The following is a 25,835-nucleotide window of genomic DNA, read 5'->3' on the forward strand; positions in this document are numbered from 1 at the left end:
ATCATTCGCGTCGTTTTAGCAATACTCCAAAAATCCTACGGATGCGTCCTACAAATGCCTGCCCATTTTCGTCTTCTGCCCTTCAGCTTCGGACTTTCAGCAGTGCTTTCTGCCGGCTTTTCCTACGCCGCCCCTACCACATTACCGGCGACTTCGATCAGCGCCGAAGCTGAGGCCGACGATCCGCGAGTGAAGGAAACCAGCACCGCCACTCGAACTGCGACGCCGGTGCGCTATGTGCCGCAAGCGATCGATTCGGTGAAGACCGCGAACGTGATGGACTACGGCATCAACGACCTCGGCACCGCACTCAGTGGCATGCCGAACGTCAGCAGCGGTGCCGACACCCGGTTCGATAGCTTGCGCATCCGTGGCTTCGACGCCAGCAATGACTTTTACCTCGACGGTATTCGTGACGACAGCCAATACGTGCGCGACTTGCACAACATCGAACGCATTGAAGTGCTGAAGGGTCCGGCTGCGGTGCTGTACGGCCGTGGTAGCCAGGGCGGGATCGTCAACCGGGTCAGCAAGATGCCGGAATTCGGCCGGCGCTCGAGCATTGAAGCCCAGGGTGGCAGCGAGGACCTGCGCAGCCTGTACGCGGACCTGAGCACCGACCCGACCGACAACATCAGCCTGCGCCTGAACATGGGCAACATGGACGAAAACAGCTTTCGCGATGGTGTCAGCGGCAATCGCCAGTTGTTTGCACCATCGATGAGCTGGCAGCTGACGCCGGACCTGAACTGGCTGGTGCAGTACGAATATAGCCGTTACAACCGCACCCCTGATCGCGGAATCCCCGGGGTAAACGGGCGCCCGGCGGATGTAGGACGGGATACCACCTACGGCAGTGATCACGATTTCATCGACGACAAGTCGCAATCCCTGCGCTCGAAACTCAGTTATGAACTGAGCGACAACTGGCAGCTGCGCCACACCCTCGGTGTATTCAAGCTCGACAGCGATTTTGATAACACCTACCAGACTGGTTTCAACTCGACGACCAATCAGGTTACGCGCCAGCACTGGCAACAGGACCTGACCACTCGCAACGTTTTCAACAACGTCGAGATCGAAGGTGGTTTCGACACCTTTGGCCTGGAACACCGGTTGCTCACCGGTATCGAGATCGGCAGCCAGCGCCGCGACCCGACGCTGTACAACGCCGCCACTTCGGGCCCCGGCAGCTCACCGGTGCCGTCACTCGATCTGTTTAACCCCAACCGCGAGCTGCGCCACACCGGGCGCATGCAGGTGTCGAGCAACAACCACACCGAAGTGGAAAGCCGCGCGGTGTACGTGCAAGATCAGCTGCGCCTGAACGATCAATGGCAGATCCTGGCGGGTCTGCGCTACGACACTTTCGACATTGAGTCGACCAACCAGCTGAGGGACATTTCCGAAGACCGTGACAGCCACAGCACCAGCCCGCGTGTAGGACTGGTGTGGACGCCGCTGCAGAATCATTCTTTCTACGCATCCTGGACCAAGACCTTCTCGCCCGTGGGTGGCGGTTTGATCGGCATCACCCCAGGCGCCGCCGGCAACAGCAATGACCTGAGCCCGGAGCTGACCAAGCAGAAGGAAATTGGCGTGAAGAGCGATTGGCTCGACGATCGCCTGAGCACCACCCTGGCAATTTACGAACTGGAACTCTACAACCGCCGCACCAGCGATCCACTGGACCCGACCATCACCCTGCTGACGGGAAAGCAGCGTTCCCGCGGGATAGAGCTGACCGGCACGGGCAAGATTACGGGTAACTGGTATGTGCGCGGTGGCGTGGGTATTCAGAATGCGACGGTGGAGAAGGACAACAATGGCTTTGAAGGCAATCGCATCAGTGACGTGGCCAAGCGGAACGGCAGCCTGTTCGTGACCTGGAAACCGGAGATGGGTTGGTATGCGGAAACCGGGTTGACGCTGGTGGGGGATCGCTATGCCGACAACCTTAACACCGTGATGCTGCCGGGTTATGGCCGTTGGGATGCGTTGGCCGGGTTCCGGCAGAAGGATTGGGATTTGCGTGCGGCGCTGAATAATATTGCGGATAAAGAGTATTACGAGTCGGCGACGAGTCAGTATCAGATACAGCCGGGGGCGCCGCGGAGCCTGGTTGTGACTGGAACTTATAGCTTCTAATCAACGCGGAACCTGTAGGAGTGAGCCTGCTCGCGATAGTGGAGTGTCAGTCAACATGGATGCTTCTGACACACCGCTATCGCGAGCAGGCTCACTCCTACATTTGATCTCCAGCGTCCAAAAACGCGAAAAAAAAAGCGCTGCCATCCCGGCAGCGCTTTTATCAATCCGTTGTTCCTTCTTATCCTTCCATCACATCCCACAACGCTTCCAGTTCCGCTTCGCTGAACAAACCAGCGGGGTAGCGCTCGATCATCATCCGGCGCGGATCAGGTTCCCTGATCTGACGCGTTCCATTGGATTTCAACCAGTGCGCCAGGATCTGGAGCGATTCACTATTGACTGCCAGGGGATGCGACGCCTGCTCGCTCACTACGTTTACTTCGGCGTTCATTTCCGCGCTCTCTCCCGGATTGTGAGCGGCTAACTTATCCAAGGTTTATGACAGAACATCGCAGTTCTCCCCTCCCTGTTTCACACCAGGATCGATACAAGAGCTGTGCCAATCTGTCGGTGTTGTCGATCAGCGGATACAAAAAGGCCCGCAGTCCTGATGGACTGCGGGCCTCGGGTAACAGCAAGCAGGGAAACGATCGGGTAAAAATTTTTCCAGCTAACTCAATCTGTTACAACCCCACTCACTGATTGTGTGGCGCTGGCTGCTGTTGGGTAAGGCAGTGAATGTTGCCGCCGCCCAGTAACAGTTCACGACCCGGCACCATCACCACTTCATGCTGCGGGAACAGACTCTGCAAGATTTCCCGCGCTGGACCGTCCAGCGGATCGTCGAAGCTCGGAGCGATGATGCCGCCGTTGACAATCAGGAAGTTCACGTAGGAACCGGCCAAGCGAACGGTAGGATTGCGCTCCTGGCTGCCATCAACCGGATCCACGCCCGCACACTCTTCCTCGGTCGCATACAGCGGCCCCGGAATTGGCATCTTGTGCACCGTGAACGGGCGCCCTTTGGCGTCGGTGGCACTTTCCAGCACTTTCATCGCAGCCTGGCAGCGCGGGAAGTTCGGATCCTGCGGATCGTCGGTCCAGGCCAACAGCACTTCACCCGGACGGATGTAGCAGCAGAAGTTATCCACATGACCATCGGTTTCGTCGTTGAACAAACCGTCCGGCAGCCAGATGATTTTATCCACAGCCAGGTTGGCACTCAGTACCGCTTCGATTTCAGCGCGGTCCAGGTGTGGGTTGCGGTTGCGATTGAGCAGGCACTCTTCGGTGGTGATCAGCGTGCCTTCACCATCGACGTGGATCGAGCCACCTTCCAGGACAAAACCTTCGGTGCGATAGCGCGGGCTGCGTTCGATCTCGAGGATCTTGCCGCCGACCTGCGCGTCGCGATTCCACGGCGAATACAGGCCGCCGTCGAAGCCGCCCCAGGAGTTGAAATCCCAGTTCACGCCGCGAACTTCGCCGCTGTTGTTGATCACGAAGGTGGGGCCGGTATCGCGGACCCAGGCGTCGTCGCTGGACATCTCGACCACGCGGATATTCGGCACGTCGAGGCGGGCCCGGGCGTTTTCGTACTGGCCGGCGGATACCGCCACGGTGACCGGTTCGAAACGGGCGATGGCCTTGGCCACTGCGACGTGTGCGGCTTGCGCCGGTTTGCCACCCAGGCGCCAGTTGTCCGGGCGCTCGGGCCAGATCATCCAGGTTTGGGTTTGTGGCGCCCATTCGGCCGGCATGTAGAAGCCATCGGCGCGGGGCGTGCTGTTTAAAGTGGTCATGACGATCAGGACTCCAGGGCACCGTCTAGGGTTTTGATAGCACCATACAGGTTCGGGCGGCGGTCGCGGAAGGAGCCCCACGCGCTGCGGGTGTGTTCCAGGTGATCGAGGTCAAAACTGTGGACCAGTACGCCCTCCTCGGTTTCGTTGAGTTCCTGGACCTTCTCGCCGAACTGGTTGGCGATAAACGACGAGCCGTAGAAGGTGATGTCGTACCCGTCCTGCTCCTCATTGCCGATGCGGTTGCTGGCGATCAGCGGCATCAGGTTGGCCCCGGCATGGCCTTGTTGCACGCGCTGCCAGTGGTCCCGGGACGAGATGGTCTTGTCATGCGGCTCGCTGCCGATGGCGGTCGGGTAGAACAGGATTTCCGCACCTTGCAGCGCCATGCTGCGGGCGCACTCGGGGAACCACTGATCCCAGCAGATACCCACGCCGATTTTCGCGTAGCGGGTGTTCCACACTTTGAAGCCGGTATCGCCTGGGTTGAAGTAGTACTTTTCGTGGTAGCCCGGGCCATCCGGAATGTGGCTTTTCCGATAAATCCCGAGGTTGCTGCCGTCGGCATCGATGATCGCGATGCTGTTGAAACGCGCGCGGCCGGCCAGTTCGTAGAAGCTGATCGGCAGCACTACCTGCAGTTCCCTGGCGACTTTCTGGAAGTGTTTGATGGCGACATTGTCTTCAACCGTGGTGGCCAGTTGCAGGTAATCCGCGTTGGGCTTCTGGCAGAAGTACGGCGCTTCGAACAGTTCCTGGATCAGGATGATCTGCGCGCCCTTGGCTGCAGCCTCGCGGACCAGCTTTTCAGCGGTCTCGATATTGGCCTCAAGGTCCCAGGAACAAGCCATCTGGGTAGCGGCGACGGTAACAATACGACTCATGAATCATCTCCTGGGCAAACGCTTGGGTCGAGTGTGGCAGAGACCCGTGACAGAAATCGGAAGCCCAGGCGAAGTTGCACCATGCCGAGGCAATGGCGACTTTATAGCCGATAAAAATCGGGTTTAGAAGCTAATATTTTTAATAACCTCGAGAATTTACCTTAAAATATCGATAACAATCGATTAAATCGGTGATTTTGAGGACGCCATCGCGGGCAAGCCTTGCTCCCACAGGGTGCAAGCACCACAGGTGGATGCAGCACCGGTCTGTGGCTGTGTTGTTCCCAAATCCAATGTGCAACACAGACCTGTGGGAGCAAGGCTTGCCCGCGATGGCAATCTCAACCCTTACAACCCTTCTGCCAACACCTTCGAAAGCATATCCACAAAGAAATCCACACTCCTGCGCGATGTCACCATCGGTGGCTTGATCTTCAGCACGTTCAGGTAGTCCCCCGTCGGCTGCATGAAAATCCCCAGCTCGCGCAGGCGATCGCACAATGCCGCGGTCTCTTGCGTCGCCGGTTCCAGTGTTTCGCGGTCGCGAACCAGCTCCACGCCCAGATAGAACCCGGAACCATGCACCGCGCCCACCAGCGGATGAATATCGATCAACGCCTCAAGCCGCTGCTTGAAATACCCGCCGACCACCTGAGCGTTCTCCCAGAGTTTCTCTTCCTCCATCGCATCCAGCACCGCCATGCCGATCTGGCAGCTCACCGGACTGCCACCGGCAGAAGAAAAGAAATAACCCTCAGCCTCCAGCGCTTCGGCAATTTCCCGGCGGGTGATCACCGCGCCCAATGGTTGGCCATTGCCCATGCCCTTGGCCATGGTGATGATGTCCGGCACCACGCCCTGCTCTTCAAAGCCCCAGAAAAAGTGACCCATACGCCCGTAACCGACCTGCACTTCATCGGCGATGCACACGCCGCCCTGGGCGCGCACCAGCGCGTAGACCTGTTGCAGATAGCCCGGCGGCAACGAGATCCCGCCCGCGTTGCCATACACCGGCTCGCAGATGAAACCGGCCAGCTGGCGATTCTGCGCAGCGATTTTCGCCAGGTTGTGCTCGACGCTGCGCACGTAGTCCGGTGCGCTGTCGGGGCCACGGAATTCGCCGCGATACATGTTTGGTGCAGTCACCGCATGGACCCAGTCTGGCCGGCTGCTCAAGGCTTGCGGATTGTCGGCAATCGAGGTCGAAACCGAGTCCGCACCGACTGTCCAGCCGTGATAGGCCTCCAGCACGCTGAGCATGTCGCGGCCGCCGCTGTAGGCCCAGGCCAGACGGATTGCCAGGTCATTGGCCTCGCTGCCGCTGTTGACCAGGAATACCCGGTCCATGGAATCCGGTGACAGCTTGAGCAGGCGCTCGGAAAATTCCGCGACCGCGGCATAGTTGAATCGCGAGTTGGTATTGAGCAGCGACCACTGCCGACTGGCGACCGCCGCCATCCGCGGATGCCCGTGGCCCAATACCGCGACGTTGTTGAGCATGTCGAGATACGAGCGGCCCTGCATGTCGATCAGGTGATTGCGCCAGCCCCGTTCGATGCGCGGCGGGTCGACGTAGTAGTGTTTTTGCGTGCGGGCGAAACTGGCATCGCGGCGCGCCAGCAAAGTGTGTGAATCGAGCTCGTGTTCCGCATCACATGCCAGCCCCAGCAGACTCGCCGGTGACGGGCACAACGCCTGCCAGGCGGCAGCACGGCTCGGCGTGCAAAACAACGGCGCGTTTAACGAGGCGCCGCGGCACAGTTGCACCCTTAACGGCCCGCTGACCGAGCCCAGCACCTGGCCTTTAACCAGCGCCGCGCCGGTGTGCAGCGACGGCGTAACGCCCCACAATCGCAGGCTCAATTGCGGACCGTCGAGCTGCAGCACGCCCGCCTCCGGCTCATGCACCATGCCGGCAAATGGCGATTCGACCGCCGTGCCCATGGGCACTCGCAGTTCTACGTGCAATGGGCAAGTCTCCGGCTCGGCGCAAGTATCCGGTTGCGTACGTGACAGGCGATATTGTCCGTAACGGCTGGCGGCCAGTTCATGCACCGCCGCCGCTTCGTCCAGCAGGCGCTGATCGATCCCGGCCTGCTCCCAATTGCCGGCTTCGAAATGCGGGCTCAATACACCCAGGTCGATCAAGGCAAATTCTCGCCCCACCAGGCCCGGCAGCAGCGGCGCGAAACCTTCACTGCCAATGCTCGGCTGGTGCTGGCCGACCGCAGCGAGAATTGCCGCCTCCATCAACTCCAGCGGCAGCGACGTGGCCACCCGAAAGATTTCCCACTCGTGGGTCAGATTGTCACGGCTATAAGCATTACCCGGATCGATACTCACCTGCTGCTCGCCACTGAGCACCAGCACCGCCGACCGGGCGACGATCAGCGGCCACAGCGCCAGCAGCTCTTCATGCTGCAGCGGATTGACCACGTGATACGCCTGCACCGCCGGCAGGATGTAAAACGGATCGCCACCGGCATGGTGCAACAGCGCCGCGCAGGTTACCGACAGATCGGTGATGCGCCACGTTCGGATCAAGTCGCCGAAGTCGATCACACCCTGCAACTGCCACAGGCGCTCAGAATCGCGTTGCCAGACCACGTTGTCGTCGGTGATGTCCATGTGGATGGCCTGCACCGGCAGTTTTTCCACCAGCGGCTGCAAATGCCGTTCGGCGCGTTCGGCCGCAGCGGCGATTTGCCGGCGCTGCTGGTCGTCCTTGATCACTGGCAACAGATGCGTGATCAAGGCATTGGCGTGCCGGGCGTCCCATTGCAGGGTGCGCTCCAGGCCCGGGTGATCAAAGCCGGCGAGCGCCAGGTCCATCTCGCCGCACAGGCGCCCGAAGCCGCTAACGACTGCACTTGGCAGATGATCGAGGTCAGTCAGCGGCTGGCCTTCGATGTAACCCAACAGGCGCACGTGCACGGTCTGACCGGCGACTTCCAGGGTCAGCAGATCGGCCCCGTTGCTCGCGGGTATGACTTTTGGCACTTGCACCCCGGCGTGCTCGGCCAGGTGCTTGAGACCAGCGTGCTGGGCGTGCAGCTCCTGCACCGCATAGTCTCCGCGACAGATCTTCAGGACAAAGCGCCCTTGATCGTTGTCGACGCGGTAGTTGAGATCCTGCTGGCTGCCAAGGGCCTGCAGCCGTCCACTCAAGCCGTAATGCGCTTCGAGCAGGCCAAGCGCAAGCTCGGCAGACACTTGCGGGCTGGGCAAACTGGCGCGATGAATCAACGTGGCGAGCGGCATACAACGACCCCTGGGAATTTGATCAGGCGCTTATATCGCCACTGCTCGGGACGATACGCAACCCCTTGCATCGACAGACCCCTCGCGCCACCCGAGACTTTGCGCAAGAATGCCGACCATCAACGCTAAACGGCGCTCGACCTCATGACCCCGACCCTCCCCCGCAGACCCCGCTGGCGCAGCCTCGCACTGCTTGCGTTATGCCTGGCGCCGTTGCTGTGGCCGCTGGAGCACCTGGCCGAGCGTTATTACCGCAGCGAACTGGCCGGGCAGAACCGCCAGACCCTCGATCTCTACGTGGCCAACTTGCTCGGCACCCTGCACCGCTACGAAGTGCTGCCGCAGATTCTCGGCGAACTTCCGGCCCTGCGCGCCGTGCTGGGTGCGCCGGACGATGGCGTCAGCCAGGGCAATGCCAACCGCCTGCTGAAAAACATCAGCGCGCAGACCGGCGCCGAAGTGATGTACCTGATGGACACCAACGGCAAAACCCTGGCGGCGTCCAACTGGGACAAACACGACAGCTTCGTCGGGCGCAATTTTTCCTTCCGGCCGTATTTCAGTGAAGCCATGGCCGGGCGCCTGGGGCGCTTCTTCGGATTGGGCACCACTTCCGCCAAGCGTGGCTACTTCTTCGCTGCCGCGGTGCGCCACGGCGAAAAAGTCATCGGCGTGCTGGTGGTCAAGGTCGACCTCGACCATACCGAAAGCCTGTGGGGCAATACGCCTGAACAATTGCTGGCCACCGACTACAACGGCGTGGTCATCCTCACCTCGCGACCGGAATGGCGCTTTCGCTCAACCCGTGCGTTGAGCGAAGAAGAAACCAAAGCGATCTCGGCAATCCAGCCCTATCCGATTCGTGACCCCAAGCCGCTGAAGCTGAATCCAGATGCCTGGCTGATCCAATCCCGGCAGATCGAAGAGACCGGCTGGACGGTGAACATCCTCGCGCCGCGCACTCTGATCGACCGCCCGGTGCGCACCGTCGTTGCCATCGGTGGCGCCACCCTGCTGGTGTTGATGCTGCTGCTCGGCCTGATGATGCAGCGCCGCCGCCACTACCTTGAGCGCATCGCTTTCGAGGCCAAAGCCCGGCGCGAGCTTGAAGGCCGGGTGGCCGAACGCACCAGCGATCTCGAAGGCCTTAACCGGCGCCTCAAGGAGGAAGTGCTGGAACGCGAACAGGCCCAGCAGGAGCTGGTTCGCGCCCAGGATGACCTGGTGCAGGCCGGCAAGCTGTCAGCCTTGGGGACGATGTCTGCAAGCATTAGCCACGAGTTGAATCAACCGCTGGCAGCGATCCGCAGCTATGCGGAAAACGCCGAGGTGCTGCTCGATCACCAGCGCACCGACGAAGCCCGCGGCAATCTCAAGTTGATCAGCGAACTGACCGCGCGCATGGCGTCGATTATTGCGCACCTGCGCGCCTTCGCTCGCCGAGATCGCCACGCCCCGGAAAGTGTGGCCCTGCAGCCGGCGCTGGATGATGCGCTAGCCCTGCTCGCCAAGCGCCGGCGCAGTATGGAGGTCGAGCTGATTCGTGATTTGCCGGCCGCCACATTGTGGGTCGAGGCTGGAGAGACCCGACTGCGCCAGGTGCTGGGCAACTTGCTGGCGAACGCCCTGGACGCACTCACGGAAAAAGGCCCGCCACGAAAGCTCTGGTTGAGTGCCCAATCCACCGCTGATGGCGTCAACCTGTACATTCGCGATAACGGCCCGGGTTTCTGCATGGAAGCCCTGGGCCGCGCCAGCGAACCCTTCTACACCACCAAGACCCGCACCCAGGGCCTGGGGTTGGGCCTGGCGATTTGCGAAACCCTGATGCGCGCCTTCGGCGGTGAACTGTCGTTCGCCAACCACAAGGAGGGCGGCGCCCTGATCACCTTGAAGCTGCGCGCAGGCGCACCGGGCGTGAGCCTGCAACCGTCCGAGGACCGAAGCGCATGACCATCGACAACCGCATCCAGGTCGTGCTGATCGACGATGATCCGCACTTGCGCCAGGCCCTGAGCCAGACGCTGGACCTTGCCGGCCTGAAGATCCTGCCGCTGGCCGAAGCCAAAGGGCTCGCCGCGCAACTGGAGCGCGACTGGCCGGGCGTGGTGGTCAGCGACATTCGCATGCCGGGCATGGACGGCCTCGAACTGCTGACCGAACTGCATGCCCAGGACCCGGAGCTGCCGGTGCTATTGATCACCGGTCACGGTGACGTGCCGCTGGCAGTGCAAGCGATGCGCGCCGGGGCCTACGATTTCCTCGAAAAACCTTTCGCCAGCGACGCATTGCTCGACAGCGTTCGTCGCGCACTCGCCCTGCGCCGCCTGGTGTTGGACAACCGCAGTCTGCGTCTGGCCCTGAGCGATCGCAACGAGCTGAGCACCCGCCTGGTCGGCCAGTCGGCGCCGATGTTGCGCCTGCGCCAGCAGATCGGCGCACTGGCAGCCACCCGGGCCGACGTGTTGATCCTCGGCGAAACTGGCGCAGGCAAGGAAGTCGTGGCCCGAGCCCTGCACGATCTGTCGAGCCGGCGTAACGGGCCGTTCGTGGCGATCAATGCCGGCGCCCTGGCCGAATCGGTGGTGGAGAGCGAGCTGTTCGGTCACGAGCCAGGCGCTTTTACCGGCGCGCAGAAGCGGCGTATCGGCAAGTTCGAATTCGCCAGCGGCGGAACGGTGTTCCTCGATGAAATCGAAAGCATGAGCCTGGACGTGCAGGTCAAATTACTGCGCCTGCTGCAAGAGCGCGTGGTTGAAAGGCTCGGTGGCAACCAGCTGATCCCGCTGGACATCCGCATCATCGCCGCGACCAAGGAGGACCTGCGCCAGTCCGCCGATCAGGGCCGCTTCCGCGCCGACTTGTATTACCGCCTCAATGTCGCGCCGCTACGCATCCCGCCACTGCGCGAGCGCGGTGAAGACGCGTTGATGCTGTTCCAGCACTTTGCCAACGAAGCCAGCACCCGCCACGGCCTGCCGCCCCATGAACTGCAACCGGGTCAACGCGCCCTGCTGCTACGTCACACCTGGCCTGGCAATGTCCGCGAGCTGCAAAATGCTGCAGAACGCTTCGCCCTGGGCCTTGAGCTGGCTTTGGATAACAGCGCTCCGAATGGCACAGCTGTAGAAGTGATCGAGGGTGGCTTGAGCGAACAGGTTGAGCACTTCGAGAAGAGCCTGATCGCTGCGGAACTCGCGCGCTCCCACAGCTCGGTGCGCAGCCTGGCGGAAGCCTTGGGTATCCCGCGCAAGACCTTGCACGACAAACTGCGTAAGCACGGGCTGAACTTCGCCGACAGCGGCGCACCCACCTCCACTGACGACCTCGACTGAGCTACCGTCAATTCATACCCATCCAACAAGAGTGCGTTCATGAGCCGCGACAGTCGTCATCTGGAAAGCATCCTCCATCACGACATCCCCCTGACGCGGGACATGGGCCTCAAGGTGCTCGACTGGCACGATCAGCAACTGCGTCTGCACTTGCCGCTCGAACCCAACGTCAACCACAAGAGCACGATGTTTGGCGGCAGCCTGTATTGCGGCGCGGTGCTGGCCGGCTGGGGCTGGCTGCATTTGCGCTTGCGTGAGGAAGGGATCGAGGACGGGCACATCGTGATCCAGGAAGGCCAGATCAGCTATCCGCTACCGGTGACCATGGACGCGATTGCGATTTGCCAGGCGCCGGGGGCGGCGGCTTGGAAGAGATTTTTGGCGATGTACCACCGGTACGGGCGGGCGCGATTGGCCCTGCATTCGCGGATTGTGAATGTGGAGGGTGGTGAGGATGCGGTGAGGTTTACCGGGCAGTATGTTTTGCACCGGTAGATTACAAGATCAAAAGATCGCAGCCTCGGTGCCCTCGGCAGCTCCTACGCCTGAGCTAAATCCAATAACTTTTGGCGCCATGGGGCCTTCGCCGGCAGCGCCAGGAAAAACCCGTTCAACAGGGATTCCCGCGCCGGATAGCTGAACGTTTCCCCGCTCAGCTCTAGCACTTCGCCTCCGGCACCTTCCAGGACGCCCTGGGCCGCCGCAGTGTCCCACTGCGAAGTCGGCGCCAGGCGCGGGTAACAGTCCGCCGCACCTTCGGCCAGCAAGCAAAACTTCAATGAACTGCCGATATTGGCCAGTTCCAGCTCGCCGAGGCTGGCGCTCAAGCCCGCCAGCAAGCGTTCCTGTTCGGGGCTCGAATGCCGGCGGCTGGCGACTACCGTGAAGGCCTCACCTGGCGGCGGCAACTCGCGAACCTGGATCGGAAGCGGCTGCGCATCTTTATCACCACGCCACGCGCCCAGATCCTCACCACCAACGTAAAAGCGCCCGGTGGTCGGCATCGATACCACGCCAAATACCACGCGGCCTTGCTCGATCAGCGCGATATTCACAGTGAATTCCTCGCTGCCCGAGATGAATTCCTTGGTCCCGTCCAGCGGATCGACCAGCCACCAGCGTTGCCAGCCGGCGCGCACGCTCTGGGCAATGTTGGCGTCTTCTTCCGAGAGCACCGGAATGCTCGGGTCCAGTGCAGTCAGCCCGTCCAGAATCAGATGATGAGCGGCCAGATCGGCGGCGGTCACCGGTGAATCGTCGGCCTTGGCAGTCACCGCAGTGCCGGTGCGCCAGAACGGCAAAATGGCCTCGCCAGCCTGCAAGGCCAATTCGATCACTGGCGCCATCAACGGATGTGGAAACTTCATGGCAGGAACACTCCGCGCTGAGTCAGCAGATCACGGGCCAGGTACAGTGCTGCCAGGGCACGGCCTTCAGTGAACTTCGGGTTCTGCGCCAGCGCCGACAACTCACGCAGGTTGACCTTGCTTACGCCCATCGGCTCAGGCTCATCGCCCTCCAGGCTTTCTTCGTACAGGTCGGTGGCCAGCACCACCTGGATCTTCTGGCTCATGTAACCGGGCGACAACGACAACTCGGTCAGATGCTCCAGCTGCCGCGCGCCATACCCGGCCTCCTCCTTGAGCTCACGCTCGGCCGCTGCCAGCACGTCCTCGCCCGGTTCGATCAAGCCTTTGGGCAAGGACATCTCATACTCATCGGTGCCACCGCAGTATTCCTCGACCAGCACCGCGTGATCCGCATCCAGCATCGCCACGATCATCACCGCGCCGTATCCGGCACCCTTGCCAACCAAGCGCTCGTAGGTGCGCTCAACGCCATTGGAAAAGCGCAACTTCAGCTCTTCGACGCAGAACAGGCGACTGGTGGCGACGATCTCGCGGGCGAGGATGGTAGGTTTCTGGCGCATGAGCGGCTCCTGGGTGATAGCGAGTTACTATACCCGGCCTATCCTGAATGTTGACCCCGGATATCCTTTTTAGCGCTGGAGAAGTTTTTATGTCCCTACTGCCCTGGCACGACATCGATACCGTTTTGCTGGACATGGACGGCACCCTGCTGGACCTGCACTTCGACAACCACTTTTGGCTGGAGCACCTGCCGCAACGCTACGCCGAGCTGCACGGAGTCAGTCGGGCGATGGCCGAAATGGAATTGCAGCCGCTGTTCGAACGCAACGCCGGTCAGCTGCAGTGGTACTGCCTGGATTTCTGGAGCGCCGAGCTGAAGTTGCCGGTGCGCGAGTTGAAACTGGAAACCGCGCACCTGATTGCCCTGCGTCCGGACGCAGACACCTTCCTGGCAGCGATCAAGAAAGCCGGCAAGCGGGTGGTGATGATCACCAATGCCCATCGTGATTCGCTGTCGTTGAAGCTTGAACGGATTGAACTGGCGCCGTACTTCGAGCGCTTGATCAGCTCTCATGATTACGGCTTCCCCAAGGAAAACCCGCAGTTCTGGGACGCCTTGCAGGCAGATATCGGTTTCGATCCGGCGCGCAGTCTTTTCATCGACGATACCTTGCCGATTTTGCGCAGTGCGCGGGAATTTGGCATCGCGCATTTATTGGCGGTACGTGAGCCCGATAGTCGCAAGGGGCCCAAGGACACTGCGGAGTTTGCGGCGGTTGAGGATTATCGGGAGCTTGTTGTGGGGCTTTGAGACCGGATCGCCTGCTTCGCGAGCAAGCCCGCTCCCACAGGTTTCGCGTCGTTCGCATTTTCGGCGAACGACACTGAACCTGTGGGAGCGGGCTTGCTCGCGAAAGCGGCCTAGAGGTCTACTCAGGAATCCGCAACGACTGCCCCGGATAAATCTTGTTCACATCCTTGAGCATCGGCTTGTTGGCCTCAAAGATTTTCTGATACTGGTTGGCATTGCCATACACCCGCAGGGAAATCGCGCTCAGCGTATCGCCCTTCTCGACCACCACAAATTTCGCCGCCACGGCCACCGGCCCGGTCACGGTGATCTGGTCTTCAACACCACTGACACCGGCCACGTTACCCAGGGACAACAGGATCTTTTCTTTCTCTTCCTGGGTCGCAGCCTCGCCTGTGGCGATGACCTTGTCGCCCTCGACTTTCACCTGAATCTTCGAAGTATCGATCCCGGTCAGCGCGTCTTTAACGTGCTTGGTCAGCGCCTCGCTATTCGCTTCGGCCTTGTCCGGCGTTAGCGCATCGAGGATTTTTTCACCGGCTTCTTTAAGAAAACTGAAAAGGCTCATCGTGTGCTCTCCATGGGAATAAAAGGGTCCAGACGCAAAAGCCTAGACCAAGGTTGCGCATCGCGGTTCCAACCCGACCAATGACGCCGCTTCCCCCCAGGCGCTAGAATCGGTCCCTTCCTGCGCCCTGGAGCGAAGATGGACATCAAGCAGCTGAAATTCCTCATCGCACTCGACGAGACCCGACATTTCGGCCAGGCCGCCGCGCGCTGCCACATCACCCAACCGACCCTGTCGATGCGCCTGCGCAGCCTCGAGGAAGAACTCGAGTTGCCGCTGGTCAATCGCGGGCAACGCTTCGAGAGTTTCACCGCGCCCGGCGAGCGCGTGTTGGCGTGGGCGCGCACGGTGCTGGCGGCCTACGACGGTCTGCAAGCCGAGGCTGCCGCCTGTCGCGGCAATCTGGTCGGCACCTTGCGATTGGGCGTGGTGCCGCTGTCGAGCTTCGATCCCTTGCCGCTGATGCAACGCCTGCACGCCGAACACCCGAATTTGCGTTTCGAGCTGTCCGCCCTGAGCTCCGAACAGATCCTCGAACAACTGGCAAGCAATCGCCTGGACCTCGGAGTGTCGTACCTCGAACGCCTCGACGGCGAGCGCTTCGACTCCCTGGCTTTCAGCGAAACCCGCATGGGCCTGCTCTATGACCAGCGCTTTTTCAACTTCGGCGAGGCGCCGCTGAGCTGGGAGTCGCTGATCGAACTGCCGTTGGGCATGCTCACCAGCGGCATGCATTTTCGCCAGTCCATCGACCATAATTTCCACAGCCGGGGCCTTACGCCCCAGCCGCTGCTACAGACCGATGCCGTGCATCAATTGTTACAAGCCGTGCATGGAGGTTTGTGCTGCGCAGTGATGCCACTGGACGGCGGACTGGAGAACCTCACCGATCATCTGCGCCTGCAACCCATTGAAAATGCGCAGACCCTCGCTCGCCTGGGTTTGATCATGCGGCGTAGCGCGCCCCGCTCGGCACTTGCAGAAGCGTGTTTTGCGATTTTTCAGAAATCGAGCACGGACGCTTGATCGACGGCATCTATCGGCACATCAGTATTAGCGATTAGACGCGACCGATTGACGCGCCTAGGCTTGATACTTATCAATCCGTGGTGATGCCATGAACGCCAAGCGCCCAGCCAGCGCGGCGCCTGCCCTTGAAACGCCCGCGCCCGCTGCGAGTCAGACCTACAGCTACAGCAACCTCGACGTTACCGAAGCGGCCAGCACCGAACTGGCTGAAGAAGTCGCGCTGGCGATCGCCTACAACGGCATCAGCCAGGCTGTAATGCTGGTGACTCCGACAGACCTCGAAGACTTTATCGTTGGCTTCAGCCTCGGCAGCGGCATCATCAAGGACGCCAGCGACATCTACGACCTGCAGCTCAGCGGTTCAGGCGCGGCGCAATACGCCCAGGTCACCATCGCCAACCGCGCGTTCTGGAACCTCAAGCAGCAACGTCGACAACTGGCCGGCACCAGCGGTTGCGGCCTGTGCGGTGTGGAAGCAGTCGAGCAGGCGTTGCCAGACCTGACAGTGCTGCCCGGCGCCGCCCTGCCGCCCGCTGAATGGCTGGACGGCTTGCGCCAGCGCATCGGTGCTTTCCAGCCGCTTGGCCAGCATTGCGGCGCGGTCCACGCGGCAGTGTTCATGAATGATCAGGGCGAGTTGCTGCTGGGGCGCGAAGACATCGGTCGGCATAACGCCCTGGACAAACTGATCGGCGGGCTTGTTCGCCAGGACATCCCGATTGACGGCGGGCTGGCGATTGTCACCAGCCGCTGCAGTCTCGAATTGATACACAAAGTGTTGCGCGCAGGCATCCAGACCCTTGTCAGCCTGTCGTCACCCACCGGCCTCGCCGTGCAGTGGGCGCGCCGCCACAACCTCAATCTCATCCACCTGCCGCAGAAAAGTGCGCCGCGGGTTTACAGCCCTGCGATGGAGAATTTAGCGTGAGCCAACATCATCAAGCCGACCAGAAACCCGTTCCCCGCTACAAGCCCTATAAAGGCCCGGCCGGTGGCTGGGGCGCGCTGATCAGTGTGGCCCAGGCGTGGCTGACCAGCGACAACGCGCTGAAGAACCTGCGGATGATGCTCAAGACCAACCAGAACGGCGGCTTCGACTGCCCGGGTTGCGCCTGGGGCGACTCGCCGGAAAGCGGCGTGGTCAAGTTCTGCGAGAACGGCGCCAAGGCGGTGAACTGGGAGGCGACCAAACGCCGGGTGGATGCTGCATTCTTCGCCAAACACAGCGTCAGCTCGTTGCTGGAGCAGAGCGACTACTGGCTGGAATATCAGGGCCGCCTGACCGAGCCGATGAGCTACGACGCCGCATCCGATCGCTACAAGCCGATCAGCTGGGAAGCGGCCTTTGCCCTGATCGGCAAGCATTTGCAGGGCCTGCCGAGCCCGGATCACGCCGAGTTCTACACCTCGGGCCGCGCCAGCAATGAAGCCGCGTACCTGTATCAGCTGTTCGTGCGCGCCTATGGCACCAACAACTTTCCCGACTGTTCGAACATGTGCCACGAGGCCAGCGGTGTGGCCCTGGCGCAGAGTGTCGGCGTGGGTAAAGGCACGGTGACGTTCGACGACTTCGAACATGCCGATGCGATTTTCGTCTGGGGCCAGAACCCCGGCACCAACCACCCGCGCATGCTTGAGCCGTTGCGCGAAGCGGTCAAGCGCGGCGCCCAGGTGGTCTGCGTCAACCCGCTGAAGGAACGTGGACTGGAACGCTTCCAGCACCCGCAGCACCCGATCGAAATGCTCACCAACGGCGACAAGCCGACCAACACCGCGTACTTCCGCCCGGCGTTGGGGGGTGACATGGCTTTGCTGCGCGGCATGGCCAAGTTCCTGCTGCAGTGGGAGCGCGACGCGCAGAAAGCCGGCGGTCCCGCGGTGTTCGATCACGACTTCCTCAATGAACACAGCGTCAACGTGCTGGAATACCTGGGCGCCATTGACGACACCCCCTGGGAGCAGATCGTCGAGCAATCCGGTCTGGCCCTGGTGGAGATCGAGCAGGCGGCGCGCATGTACGCCACCGGCAAGAACGTCATCATGTGCTGGGCGATGGGTATTACCCAGCATCGCCATTCCGTGCCGACTATCCAGGAAATTGCCAACCTGATGCTGCTGCGTGGCAACATCGGTCGGCCAGGTGCGGGCCTGTGCCCGGTGCGTGGCCACAGTAACGTGCAGGGCGACCGCACCATGGGCATCAACGAGCGTCCGCCGGTGGCGTTCCTGGATTCCCTGGAGCGTCGCTTCCAGTTCAAGGTACCGCGCGAACACGGTCACAACGTCGTCGAGTCGATCCACGCCATGGCCGAAGGTCGCGCCAAAGTCTTCATCGGCCTGGGTGGCAATTTCGCCCAGGCCACGCCAGACAGCCCGCGCACGTTCCAGGCCCTGAGCAACTGCGACCTGACCGTGCAGATCAGCACCAAGCTCAACCGGAGCCATCTGGCCCATGGCAAGGACGCGCTGATCCTGCCGTGCCTGGGGCGCACCGACATCGACATCCAGACCGAGGGCCCGCAGGCGGTGACCGTTGAAGACTCGTTCAGCATGGTCCACGCCTCCAACGGCCAGCTGCAACCGCTGTCGAACCAGATGCGCTCCGAGCCGTCGATCATCGCCGGCATCGCTGCCGCCACCCTGGGCAGCCAGCCGGTGGACTGGAACTGGCTGGTGGCCGACTACGACCGTATCCGTGACCTGATTGCCGACACTATCCCGGGCTTCAAGGACTTCAACGAGAAAGTGAAACATCCGGGTGGTTTTTACCTGGGGAACAGCGCCGGTGCGCGCAAGTGGAATACTCCATCGGGCCGGGCCAACTTCCGCCCGAACATCCTGCCCAAGGACCTGGTTCACGAACGTACGCGCGCCACTGGCGTGCTGCCGGACCTGATCATGCAGTCGATGCGCTCCCACGATCAGTACAACACCACGATCTACGGGCTCGATGACCGTTATCGCGGGGTCAAGGGCCAGCGCGACGTGTTGTTCGTCAATGAAGCAGACATCATCCGCCTGGGCTTCAAGCCGGGGCAGAAGGCTGACATCGTATCGATCTGGGATGATGGCCGTGAGCGTCGGGTAAAAGGCTTTACCTTGCTGGCGTTTGATATTCCGGCGGGACAGGCTGCGGCTTATTATCCGGAAGTGAATCCATTGGTGCCGCTGGAGAGCACGGGGGATGGCAGCCATACGCCGACTTCGAAGTTTGTGGCGATTCGACTGGAAGCGGCGAGTGCGACCGGGTTGATCATGGCCAGGTCGGCGTAATCAAATGCCCACAAAAAAGGCCGTTTCTGTGAGGAAACGGCCTGTCTTAAGTAGATAAAGACCCGCGAAAAAGCATTAAGTTCCGCCCAAAAAACAGTAACTTACGCAATTGTGTACAAGTCGTGTCACTCGTCGGATTTCGATTGTAACCACCCTCTCCCAGCCTCAGGATCGCGCCGTCATCCCCTTGAGGTTCCTCTATGAAGTTCTCCTCGATTCTCTTGTTGTCCCTTGGCCTGGTCAGTGGCTTCGCTTCTGCCGGAGGCACCACCGAAGCAGGTGTGGGCGGCGCATTGGGTGGGGTTTTAGGCTCGGTCGTCGGTCAATCGTTAGGCGGCAACACAGGTTCGACCATTGGCGCAGCCCTGGGCGGCGCGGGTGGTAGCGCAGTCGGCGCAGACAAACGCAGCCGTGGCGAAGCGGCTATCGGCGGTGCGCTGGGCGCAGCCGGCGGTAACGTGGTCGGCCGCAGCATGGGCGGCACCACAGGCAGCCTGATCGGCTCCGCAGCCGGCGGTGGCGCTGGTGGCGCGCTCGGTAACTACATGGGCAACAAGAGCGATGAAGACGATGATCGCCGCTCCTACCGGGGTGGTCGTGATGATCGTCGCTACTACCGTGACGGCCATCACGGTCGCGGTCACGCCTATGGCCACCGCAAGAACAAACATCGCTATCGCGACTGAGGCATCGATCGCCTCGTTAGCGGTAGATAGAAAAATCGCAGCCCTTGGGCTGCGATTTTTTTTTGCCGGTCAAACCGTCAGCCGCTCCAGCGCCCCGCGCAACCCCGCAGGGATCGCCACGGGCTGATTCGACCCTCGATCCACAAACACATGCACAAAGCGTCCAGCCGCACAGGCTTCGTCTTCACCGGCCTTGAATACGGCCAGTTCGTATTGCACCGAACTGTTGCCCAGTTTGCCCACGCGCAGCCCTATTTCGATACGATCCGGGAAGGCAATCGAAGCGAAATAATCGCAGGCCGAACTCACCACAAAACCGACTACTTCGCCGTCGTGAATATCCAGGCCGCCGACTTCGATCAGATAGGTATTCACCGCCGTGTCGAAGAAGCTGTAGTAGGTGACGTTGTTGACGTGACCGTAGGCATCGTTGTCATGCCAGCGGGTGGTGATGGGCTGGAAGTGCGGGTATTCGGAGCGTTGGGGCATCTGAGTTGGTTCCTTGGCTTGGGTACTCATTTGAAAGGGGTACCGCGTTATCGTTCATCGCGAGCAGGCTCACTCCTACAAATGATCGGCGATTAACACAGACCAGGCGAACAACAGAGATTCCCTGTGGGAGCCAGCCTGCTGGCGATAGGGCCAGCACAGGCGCAGTATCATTTACCTGTCAGCAAAACCCTTCCCTGCCGCCGCCAACTCCCCAATCAACCGGGCCGGATTCCAGTGATCACCCTGGCGGGTTTCCAGCGCCAGCAACCGCTGATGTATGTCCGCCAATCCCTGCTGATCCGCCCACGCCATCGGGCCACCTTTGTCCGCCGGGAAACCATAGCCATTCAAATAAACCAGATCAATGTCATGGGCTGATCCCGCAATCCCTTCCTGAAGGATCTTCGCCCCCTCATTGACCAATGCCATCAGGCAACGCTCCAGAATCTCCTCAGGTGAGATATCCCGGCGCTGGAAGCCCAATCCTTCGCTGACCTCCAGCACCAGCGCGTCGACCTCTACATCGTGCTCAGCCTGGCGACTGCCGTGTTCATAGTGATAGTAACCATTGCCGCTCTTCTGCCCGAAACGACCCAGCTCACACAAGCGATTATCGATCTGAATCTCTGGTGCATCCTGCCCGACGCCCGCCAACTCCCTCGCCCGCCATCCGAGATCGACGCCGACTACGTCATACATGCGAAACGGCCCCATAGCGAAACCAAAACCCTGCAGCGCCGCATCGACCTGATACGGATAAGCGCCCTCAAGCAACATCTTGCGCGCTTCAAGGACGTAGGTATTGAGCATGCGATTGCCAATGAAACCCTCGCAGTTGCCCGCCACCACACTGACCTTGCCCATGCGCTTGCCTAACGCCAGCGCCGCTTCCAGTACCGCTGGCGCAGTCTTCGCCCCGCGGACGATCTCCAGCAGCTTCATGATGTGCGCCGGGCTGAAGAAATGCAGGCCCAGGACCTGCTCCGGCCGGCCAGTGACTGCCGCAATGGCGTCGATATCCAGCGCCGAGGTATTACTAGCCAGAATTGCCCCGGGCTTGAGCACAGCGTCAAGCTCGCGGAAGATCTTCTGCTTGAGTTCGAGGTTCTCGTACACCGCTTCGATCACCAGGTCCGCTTCGGCAATGGCTGCGTAATCGGCCGCTGTCGTCACCCGCGCAATGCGCGCATCCGCTTCAGCCTGATCGATCCGACCCTGGCGCACATTGTGAGCGTAGGTATCAGCCACGGCGGCCAGGGCCTGCTCAAGCATCTGCGGGTTGTTATCGACCCATTGCACCGGCACTCCGGCATTCGCCAGGCACATCACAATGCCTCGGCCCATGGTGCCCGCGCCAATCACGGCGGCGCGCTGAATGTCGAACGGTGTCTGGCTCATGCTTGTTCTCTTGTTGGCGATCCAAAGACAGCCCTCACCATAGTCAGCCACCGATCATTTTTGAAATTTATTCCTGTGATGGGGGACATTCACCGAATGGATGCAAGAAATCCCCTGTGGGAGCGGGCTTGCTCGCGAAGGCGGCGCGCCATTCAAAACAGCGATGACTGACACACCGCCTTCGCGAGCAAGCCCGCTCCCACAGGGGATCCGGTTCAGGTTGGAAGATGCGTCGCGACCCAACACCGGACTTCGCCATACGGATACGCCTCCAGCGCCGCATACCCCGTCATCGACCGCGCCTTGAGCTTGGTGAACAACGGCACGCTGACCCCGCACAAAAACCGCGTCACTCGCTCGGCCGAAGGCAGGCTCCCGGTGTGCTGCTCATGCTTGTGGATAAACTCACCGCACAATGCCTCGAAGTTTTTATCCACAAGCGTTGGCAGTTCTGGCGGCGCAGGCAGTCGTGCGATATCGCCATGACACACCGAACAATGCCCGCACTGCTGCGGCGCGTTGTAGTCGCCGAAGTACTCAGCCAAGCGGTAGCCCAGGCAGTGCTCCGTAGCGAACAGGTCGAGCATCGCGTGAATCCGCGCGACCTCGGTTTGCTCGTGCCGGGTGAAGTACGAGTGCAGTTCCGAGGCCAGCGCCTGACTTTCAAAGTCTGCTTGCAACACGCTGTACACCTCGGTCATCTGCTTGCTTTCAAGCTCGATCCAGCCCTTCTCCTGGAAATAATCCAGTGCCTTGACCACTCGATTACGCTCAGCCTGATACTGCTCGTACAGCGCGTCAAAATTCACTGTCGCCCAGGCTCGCGCACGCGCGGAAGACTGAATGATTGCCGCGACGAAATCCCTGCGCTCACCCTCGAAATGGCCCAGCAACTCACCGGGCTCCTGCAGATATTTAAAGCGGTACTCGGCGTAGTAGGCGTAACGCGGGGCAATGATCCGGCGCAACTCCAGCTGCACCAAAAGCGTCTTGAGCGGCAACTGCCGGATGTTGCTCTGGTCCGCCAGCGGCCCCAGCAGGAACTCCCATTGCCCGTCCGGCGCGGCAGCTTTCAACTCGTCCAGCACCCGCTGGATTCCCTCCAGCTCCGGGGTGTCGCCGTAGACGAAGTTTTCCAGCACGTTAAGGCTGTCGCGGTTGGCCAGTACCAGGCAGTCCGACGGCTGTCCGTCACGCCCGGCGCGGCCGATTTCCTGACTGTAGTTCTCGATGGATTTGGGCAGGTCGAAATGCACCACGTTGCGGATATCACTCTTGTCGATGCCCATGCCAAACGCAATGGTGGCGACGATGCAATTGGACTGCCCACCCATGAAGCGCTTCTGGATGGCTTCACGTTTATCGTGGGCCAACCCCGCATGATAGGCCTCGGCCTGGATGCCGTTGCGACCCAGGTGCTCGGCAATATGCTCGGCGGTTTTCTGCAGGGTGACGTAGACAATGCTCGGCTGGCCTGGACGTTGGCTCATCCATTCAACCAGGCGCCGGCGCTTGTCCTGTCCGCGGACCGGCTCCACCAGCAAGTTGAGGTTGGGACGATAGAAACCGGTGGTCACCACGTCCTCTGCAGCGATGGCGAACTTGGCTTCCATATCTGCGATCACCTTCGGCGTCGCAGTCGCGGTCAACAGCAGTGCCTGGGGAATATTGAACTGGCGCTGGTAGTCCGGAAGCTTGAGGTAATCGGGCCGAAAATTATGACCCCACTCGGAAATACAGTGCGCTTCATCCACTACCAGCAACGAGATCGGCACCTGCTGGAGAAAATTTCGAAAGCGCTCGTTCTTCAGCCGTTCCACCGAAACCATCAGGATCTTCAGCTCACCTGACTTGGCCCGCGCCATCACATCGGCGGCGTCATCGCGGCTCTGCGCCGAGTCGATACTGCCTGCCGAGATGCCGTGACGCTGCAGGAATGCCAACTGGTCCTGCATCAGCGCCAGCAGTGGCGAAACCACCAGCGTCAGGTGCGGCAGCAATATGGCCGAGACTTGATAGCACAGCGATTTTCCCGAGCCCGTGGGGAAGATCGCCGCTGCCGAGCGCCCGGCCAGCACTGCACAGATCGCAGCCTCCTGGCCGGGACGAAACTGTGGATAACCGAAAACCTGTTCCAGGGTGTTGTGCATAAGCTGTCACTCCGTTGACCGCTGGCGAAGCCCAAAGCCTAGCTGGCGATCGCCGCGAGTCGAGAAAAGGTCGGGGTAAAAAAAGATACGGGATGATACCGCGCGGGGGATGGCACTGAGTGGGAGATCAAGACAGCGATAAGTCTGGCCTACGCGCTGCTGGCGGCGGTTTTCTATGGCACCAGTTTCTGGTTGCAGGGCCAGTTTGTACTGCCGGTGCTTGGACCGGTGACGATGCTGTGGCTCGCCTATCTGATCAGGCTGATCGTGCTGGTGGTGATCGTAGTGAGGATCAAGGACGGCCTGAAGATCCCGCCGCTGAAAAACTGCATGATACTGACCGGTGCCAGCCTGATGAACCTTGGCGGGTTCTCGTCATTTGCCTGGGGCGCGGTGGCGGGCTCGGTTTCGGTGGTGACGGTGATCAGCACCCTGTCCGGAGGGATTGCGGCGATCCTGGGGTACGTGTTTTTCAAGGAACGGCTGGCGAAAATCCAGGTGCTAGGGGTGGTCCTGGTGTTGCTCGGTACGTTGGTGCTGCACCTCAAGACTTGAAGACACCGCGCACAAAAAAGCCGCCCCTGAAGGCGGCTTTTTCATTGCATCAGGCCAACACTTACAACTTTGGACCTGCAGCCTTGATCGCGTCGCTCACGTCGAACTTCTTGAAGTTCTCCACGAACAGACCGGCCAGTGCTTTCGCCGATTCATCGTAAGCAGCTTTGTCAGCCCAGGTATTACGTGGGTTCAACAGGCCGGTTTCAACACCCGGCACGGCCAATGGCACGTCGAGGTTGATGGTGTCGAGGTGTTCGGTCTCGGCACCGATCAACGCGCCGCTCTGGATCGCTGCGATGACCGCGCGAGTGGTCGGGATGTTGAAGCGTTTGCCGACGCCGTAGCCGCCGCCGGTCCAGCCGGTGTTGACCAGGTAGACCTTGGAACCGAAGCCGCGGATGCGCTTGATCAGCAGCTCTGCGTATTCGCCAGCTGGGCGCGGGAAGAACGGTGCGCCGAAGCAGGTAGAGAAGGTCGACTTGATGCCGCTGCCGGAACCCATTTCGGTCGAGCCCACCAGAGCGGTGTAGCCGGACAGGAAGTGGTAGGCCGCTTGCTCTTCGCTGAGGATCGACACTGGCGGCAGTACGCCGGTCAGGTCGCAGGTCAGGAAGATCACCGCGTTTGGCTCGCCACCGAGGTTCTTCTCGGAACGCTTGGCAACGTGCTCCAGCGGGTAGGCGGCGCGGCTGTTCTGGGTCAGGCTGACATCAGCGTAGTCGGCGTGCTTGGCGTCATCGATAACGACGTTTTCCAGGACTGCACCGTGCTGGATGGCTTTCCAGATAACCGGCTCGTTCTTCTCGGAGAGGTCGATGCACTTGGCATAGCAACCACCTTCGATGTTGAACACAACACCTTCGCCCCAGCCGTGTTCGTCGTCACCGATCAGGTAACGGCTTTCGTCGGCGGACAGGGTGGTTTTACCAGTGCCGGACAGGCCGAAGAACAGGGTCACGTCGCCCTCTTCACCGATGTTGGCAGCGCAGTGCATTGGCAGCACGTCGGCAGCCGGCAGCAGGAAGTTCTGCACCGAGAACATGGCTTTTTTCATTTCACCGGCGTAGCGCATGCCAGCGATCAGCACTTTTTTCTGGGCGAAGTTGAGGATCACGCAACCATCGGAATTGGTGCCATCACGCTCAGGGACGCATTCGAAGTTGGCGACGTTGAGCACTTGCCACTCTTCACGGCCAGCCGGGTTGTACTGGGCCGGGTTAATGAACAGGCAGCGACCGAACAGGTTCTGCCAGGCAGTCTGGGTGGTCATTTTCACGGCCAGGTAGTGATCGGCAGACGCACCTACATGAACATGGGAAACAAAATGCTCTTGCGCGTTGTTGAATGCCTCGACGCGGTCCCACAGGGCATCGAACTTGTCGGCCGGGAACTTGCGGTTGATCGGGCCCCAGGCAATGGCAGCCTGGGTGGACGGCTCTTCAACGATGAAGCGGTCAACTGGCGAGCGGCCGGTACGGTGACCGGTGTGAACAACCAGCGCGCCAGTATCGGCAAGCTCGCCTTCACCGCGATTGAGGGCTTCTTTTACCAGATCATCAACACTCAGATCGGTGTACACGGCGTTATTGGCTTGCGTCATGAGGTTCCCCGTCGGCCAGTGGCCGA

The 25,835-nt window shown here is 60.8% G+C and carries 20 protein-coding genes and 1 pseudogene; 10 read left to right on the forward strand and 11 right to left on the reverse strand.

From position 1 onward, the window contains the following. Positions 1-54 precede the first annotated feature (54 nt). The gene (locus tag ACYZTK_RS14070) at positions 55-2,148 is read left to right on the forward strand and encodes a TonB-dependent receptor (protein WP_462010449.1); all 2,094 of its coding nucleotides are present in this window, start codon (positions 55-57) and stop codon (positions 2,146-2,148) included. 181 nt (positions 2,149-2,329) lie between these two features. Here ACYZTK_RS14070 and ACYZTK_RS14075 read toward each other — a convergent pair whose 3' ends face one another. The 4 genes from ACYZTK_RS14075 to ACYZTK_RS14090 form a co-directional block, all read right to left on the reverse strand. After that, on the reverse strand, positions 2,330-2,542 hold the full coding sequence (locus tag ACYZTK_RS14075; protein ID WP_462010450.1) for an HAD family hydrolase: 213 nt from the start codon (positions 2,540-2,542) through the stop codon (positions 2,330-2,332). A 244-nt stretch (positions 2,543-2,786) separates the two neighbouring features. After that, positions 2,787-3,893, reverse strand: a complete 1,107-nt coding sequence (gene aguA, locus ACYZTK_RS14080) for an agmatine deiminase (protein WP_462010451.1) — start codon at positions 3,891-3,893, stop codon at positions 2,787-2,789. A gap of 5 nt (positions 3,894-3,898) precedes the next feature. Further along, positions 3,899-4,777 carry an N-carbamoylputrescine amidase gene (gene aguB / locus ACYZTK_RS14085; RefSeq protein WP_462010452.1) on the reverse strand — a complete coding sequence of 293 codons (879 nt, stop codon included), beginning with the start codon at positions 4,775-4,777 and terminating at the stop codon, positions 3,899-3,901. Positions 4,778-5,125: 348 nt separating this feature from the next. Next, positions 5,126-8,038: an aminotransferase gene (locus ACYZTK_RS14090; RefSeq protein ID WP_462010453.1), complete on the reverse strand. Its 2,913-nt coding sequence runs from the start codon at positions 8,036-8,038 to the stop codon at positions 5,126-5,128. Positions 8,039-8,182: 144 nt separating this feature from the next. Between ACYZTK_RS14090 and ACYZTK_RS14095 the strand changes: the two genes are divergently transcribed. Genes ACYZTK_RS14095 through ACYZTK_RS14105 form a run of 3 tightly spaced genes read left to right on the forward strand, consistent with a single transcriptional unit; the run spans position 8,183 to position 11,868 of the window. Further along, positions 8,183-9,991 carry a sensor histidine kinase gene (locus ACYZTK_RS14095; protein WP_462010454.1) on the forward strand — a complete coding sequence of 603 codons (1,809 nt, stop codon included), beginning with the start codon at positions 8,183-8,185 and terminating at the stop codon, positions 9,989-9,991. Further along, positions 9,988-11,373, forward strand: a complete 1,386-nt coding sequence (locus ACYZTK_RS14100) for a sigma-54-dependent transcriptional regulator (RefSeq protein ID WP_462010455.1) — start codon at positions 9,988-9,990, stop codon at positions 11,371-11,373. Before ACYZTK_RS14095 ends, ACYZTK_RS14100 begins: the two co-directional genes overlap by 4 nt. 39 nt (positions 11,374-11,412) lie before the next feature. Further along, positions 11,413-11,868: a thioesterase domain-containing protein gene (locus ACYZTK_RS14105; RefSeq protein ID WP_462010456.1), complete on the forward strand. Its 456-nt coding sequence runs from the start codon at positions 11,413-11,415 to the stop codon at positions 11,866-11,868. A gap of 44 nt (positions 11,869-11,912) precedes the next feature. On the opposite strand, the gene cysQ is transcribed toward ACYZTK_RS14105, so the two are convergent. After that, positions 11,913-12,740, reverse strand: coding sequence for a 3'(2'),5'-bisphosphate nucleotidase CysQ (cysQ, locus tag ACYZTK_RS14110; RefSeq protein WP_462010457.1), 828 nt, complete (start codon positions 12,738-12,740; stop codon positions 11,913-11,915). Continuing rightward, on the reverse strand, positions 12,737-13,303 hold the full coding sequence (gene nudE / locus ACYZTK_RS14115) for an ADP compounds hydrolase NudE (RefSeq protein WP_462010458.1): 567 nt from the start codon (positions 13,301-13,303) through the stop codon (positions 12,737-12,739). The genes cysQ and nudE overlap by 4 nt, the downstream gene beginning before the upstream one ends. An 89-nt stretch (positions 13,304-13,392) precedes the next feature. Between nudE and yrfG the strand changes: the two genes are divergently transcribed. Further along, entirely contained in the window at positions 13,393-14,055 is a 663-nt protein-coding gene (gene yrfG / locus ACYZTK_RS14120; RefSeq protein WP_462010459.1) for a GMP/IMP nucleotidase, read from the forward strand. A 118-nt stretch (positions 14,056-14,173) separates the two neighbouring features. Here the strand turns inward: yrfG and lysM are convergent, their stop codons facing one another. Beyond that, positions 14,174-14,623: a peptidoglycan-binding protein LysM gene (lysM, locus tag ACYZTK_RS14125; RefSeq protein WP_462010460.1), complete on the reverse strand. Its 450-nt coding sequence runs from the start codon at positions 14,621-14,623 to the stop codon at positions 14,174-14,176. A 138-nt stretch (positions 14,624-14,761) separates the two neighbouring features. Between lysM and ACYZTK_RS14130 the strand changes: the two genes are divergently transcribed. The 4 genes from ACYZTK_RS14130 (at position 14,762) to ACYZTK_RS14145 (ending at position 19,611) form a co-directional block, all read left to right on the forward strand. Next, on the forward strand, positions 14,762-15,649 hold the full coding sequence (locus ACYZTK_RS14130) for a LysR family transcriptional regulator (RefSeq protein WP_462010461.1): 888 nt from the start codon (positions 14,762-14,764) through the stop codon (positions 15,647-15,649). 91 nt (positions 15,650-15,740) lie between these two features. Next, positions 15,741-16,580, forward strand: a complete 840-nt coding sequence (fdhD, locus tag ACYZTK_RS14135) for a formate dehydrogenase accessory sulfurtransferase FdhD (protein WP_462010462.1) — start codon at positions 15,741-15,743, stop codon at positions 16,578-16,580. After that, positions 16,577-18,925 (forward strand): FdhF/YdeP family oxidoreductase, encoded by a 2,349-nt coding sequence (locus tag ACYZTK_RS14140; protein WP_462010463.1) that lies wholly within the window; start codon positions 16,577-16,579, stop codon positions 18,923-18,925. The genes fdhD and ACYZTK_RS14140 overlap by 4 nt, the downstream gene beginning before the upstream one ends. 200 nt (positions 18,926-19,125) lie before the next feature. Beyond that, a complete protein-coding gene (locus tag ACYZTK_RS14145; RefSeq protein WP_462010464.1) occupies positions 19,126-19,611 on the forward strand; it encodes a glycine zipper domain-containing protein in 486 nt (161 codons plus the stop codon). A gap of 69 nt (positions 19,612-19,680) precedes the next feature. On the opposite strand, the gene ACYZTK_RS14150 is transcribed toward ACYZTK_RS14145, so the two are convergent. The 3 genes from ACYZTK_RS14150 to ACYZTK_RS14160 form a co-directional block, all read right to left on the reverse strand. Beyond that, positions 19,681-20,100, reverse strand: coding sequence for an acyl-CoA thioesterase (locus ACYZTK_RS14150; protein WP_462010465.1), 420 nt, complete (start codon positions 20,098-20,100; stop codon positions 19,681-19,683). Between the two features lie 174 nt (positions 20,101-20,274). Then, positions 20,275-21,501: a 3-hydroxyacyl-CoA dehydrogenase gene (locus tag ACYZTK_RS14155; protein ID WP_462010466.1), complete on the reverse strand. Its 1,227-nt coding sequence runs from the start codon at positions 21,499-21,501 to the stop codon at positions 20,275-20,277. A 215-nt stretch (positions 21,502-21,716) separates the two neighbouring features. Further along, entirely contained in the window at positions 21,717-23,651 is a 1,935-nt protein-coding gene (locus ACYZTK_RS14160; protein ID WP_462010467.1) for a RecQ family ATP-dependent DNA helicase, read from the reverse strand. Positions 23,652-23,792: 141 nt separating this feature from the next. Between ACYZTK_RS14160 and ACYZTK_RS14165 the strand changes: the two are divergent. Then, a pseudogene (locus ACYZTK_RS14165) lies at positions 23,793-24,206 on the forward strand (EamA family transporter); the annotation flags it as partial. A gap of 61 nt (positions 24,207-24,267) precedes the next feature. Here the strand turns inward: ACYZTK_RS14165 and ACYZTK_RS14170 are convergent. Then, positions 24,268-25,809 (reverse strand): phosphoenolpyruvate carboxykinase, encoded by a 1,542-nt coding sequence (locus ACYZTK_RS14170; RefSeq protein ID WP_462010468.1) that lies wholly within the window; start codon positions 25,807-25,809, stop codon positions 24,268-24,270. Positions 25,810-25,835 lie beyond the last annotated feature (26 nt).

The sequence above is a fragment of the Pseudomonas sp. LB3P31 genome, assembly GCF_054897945.1.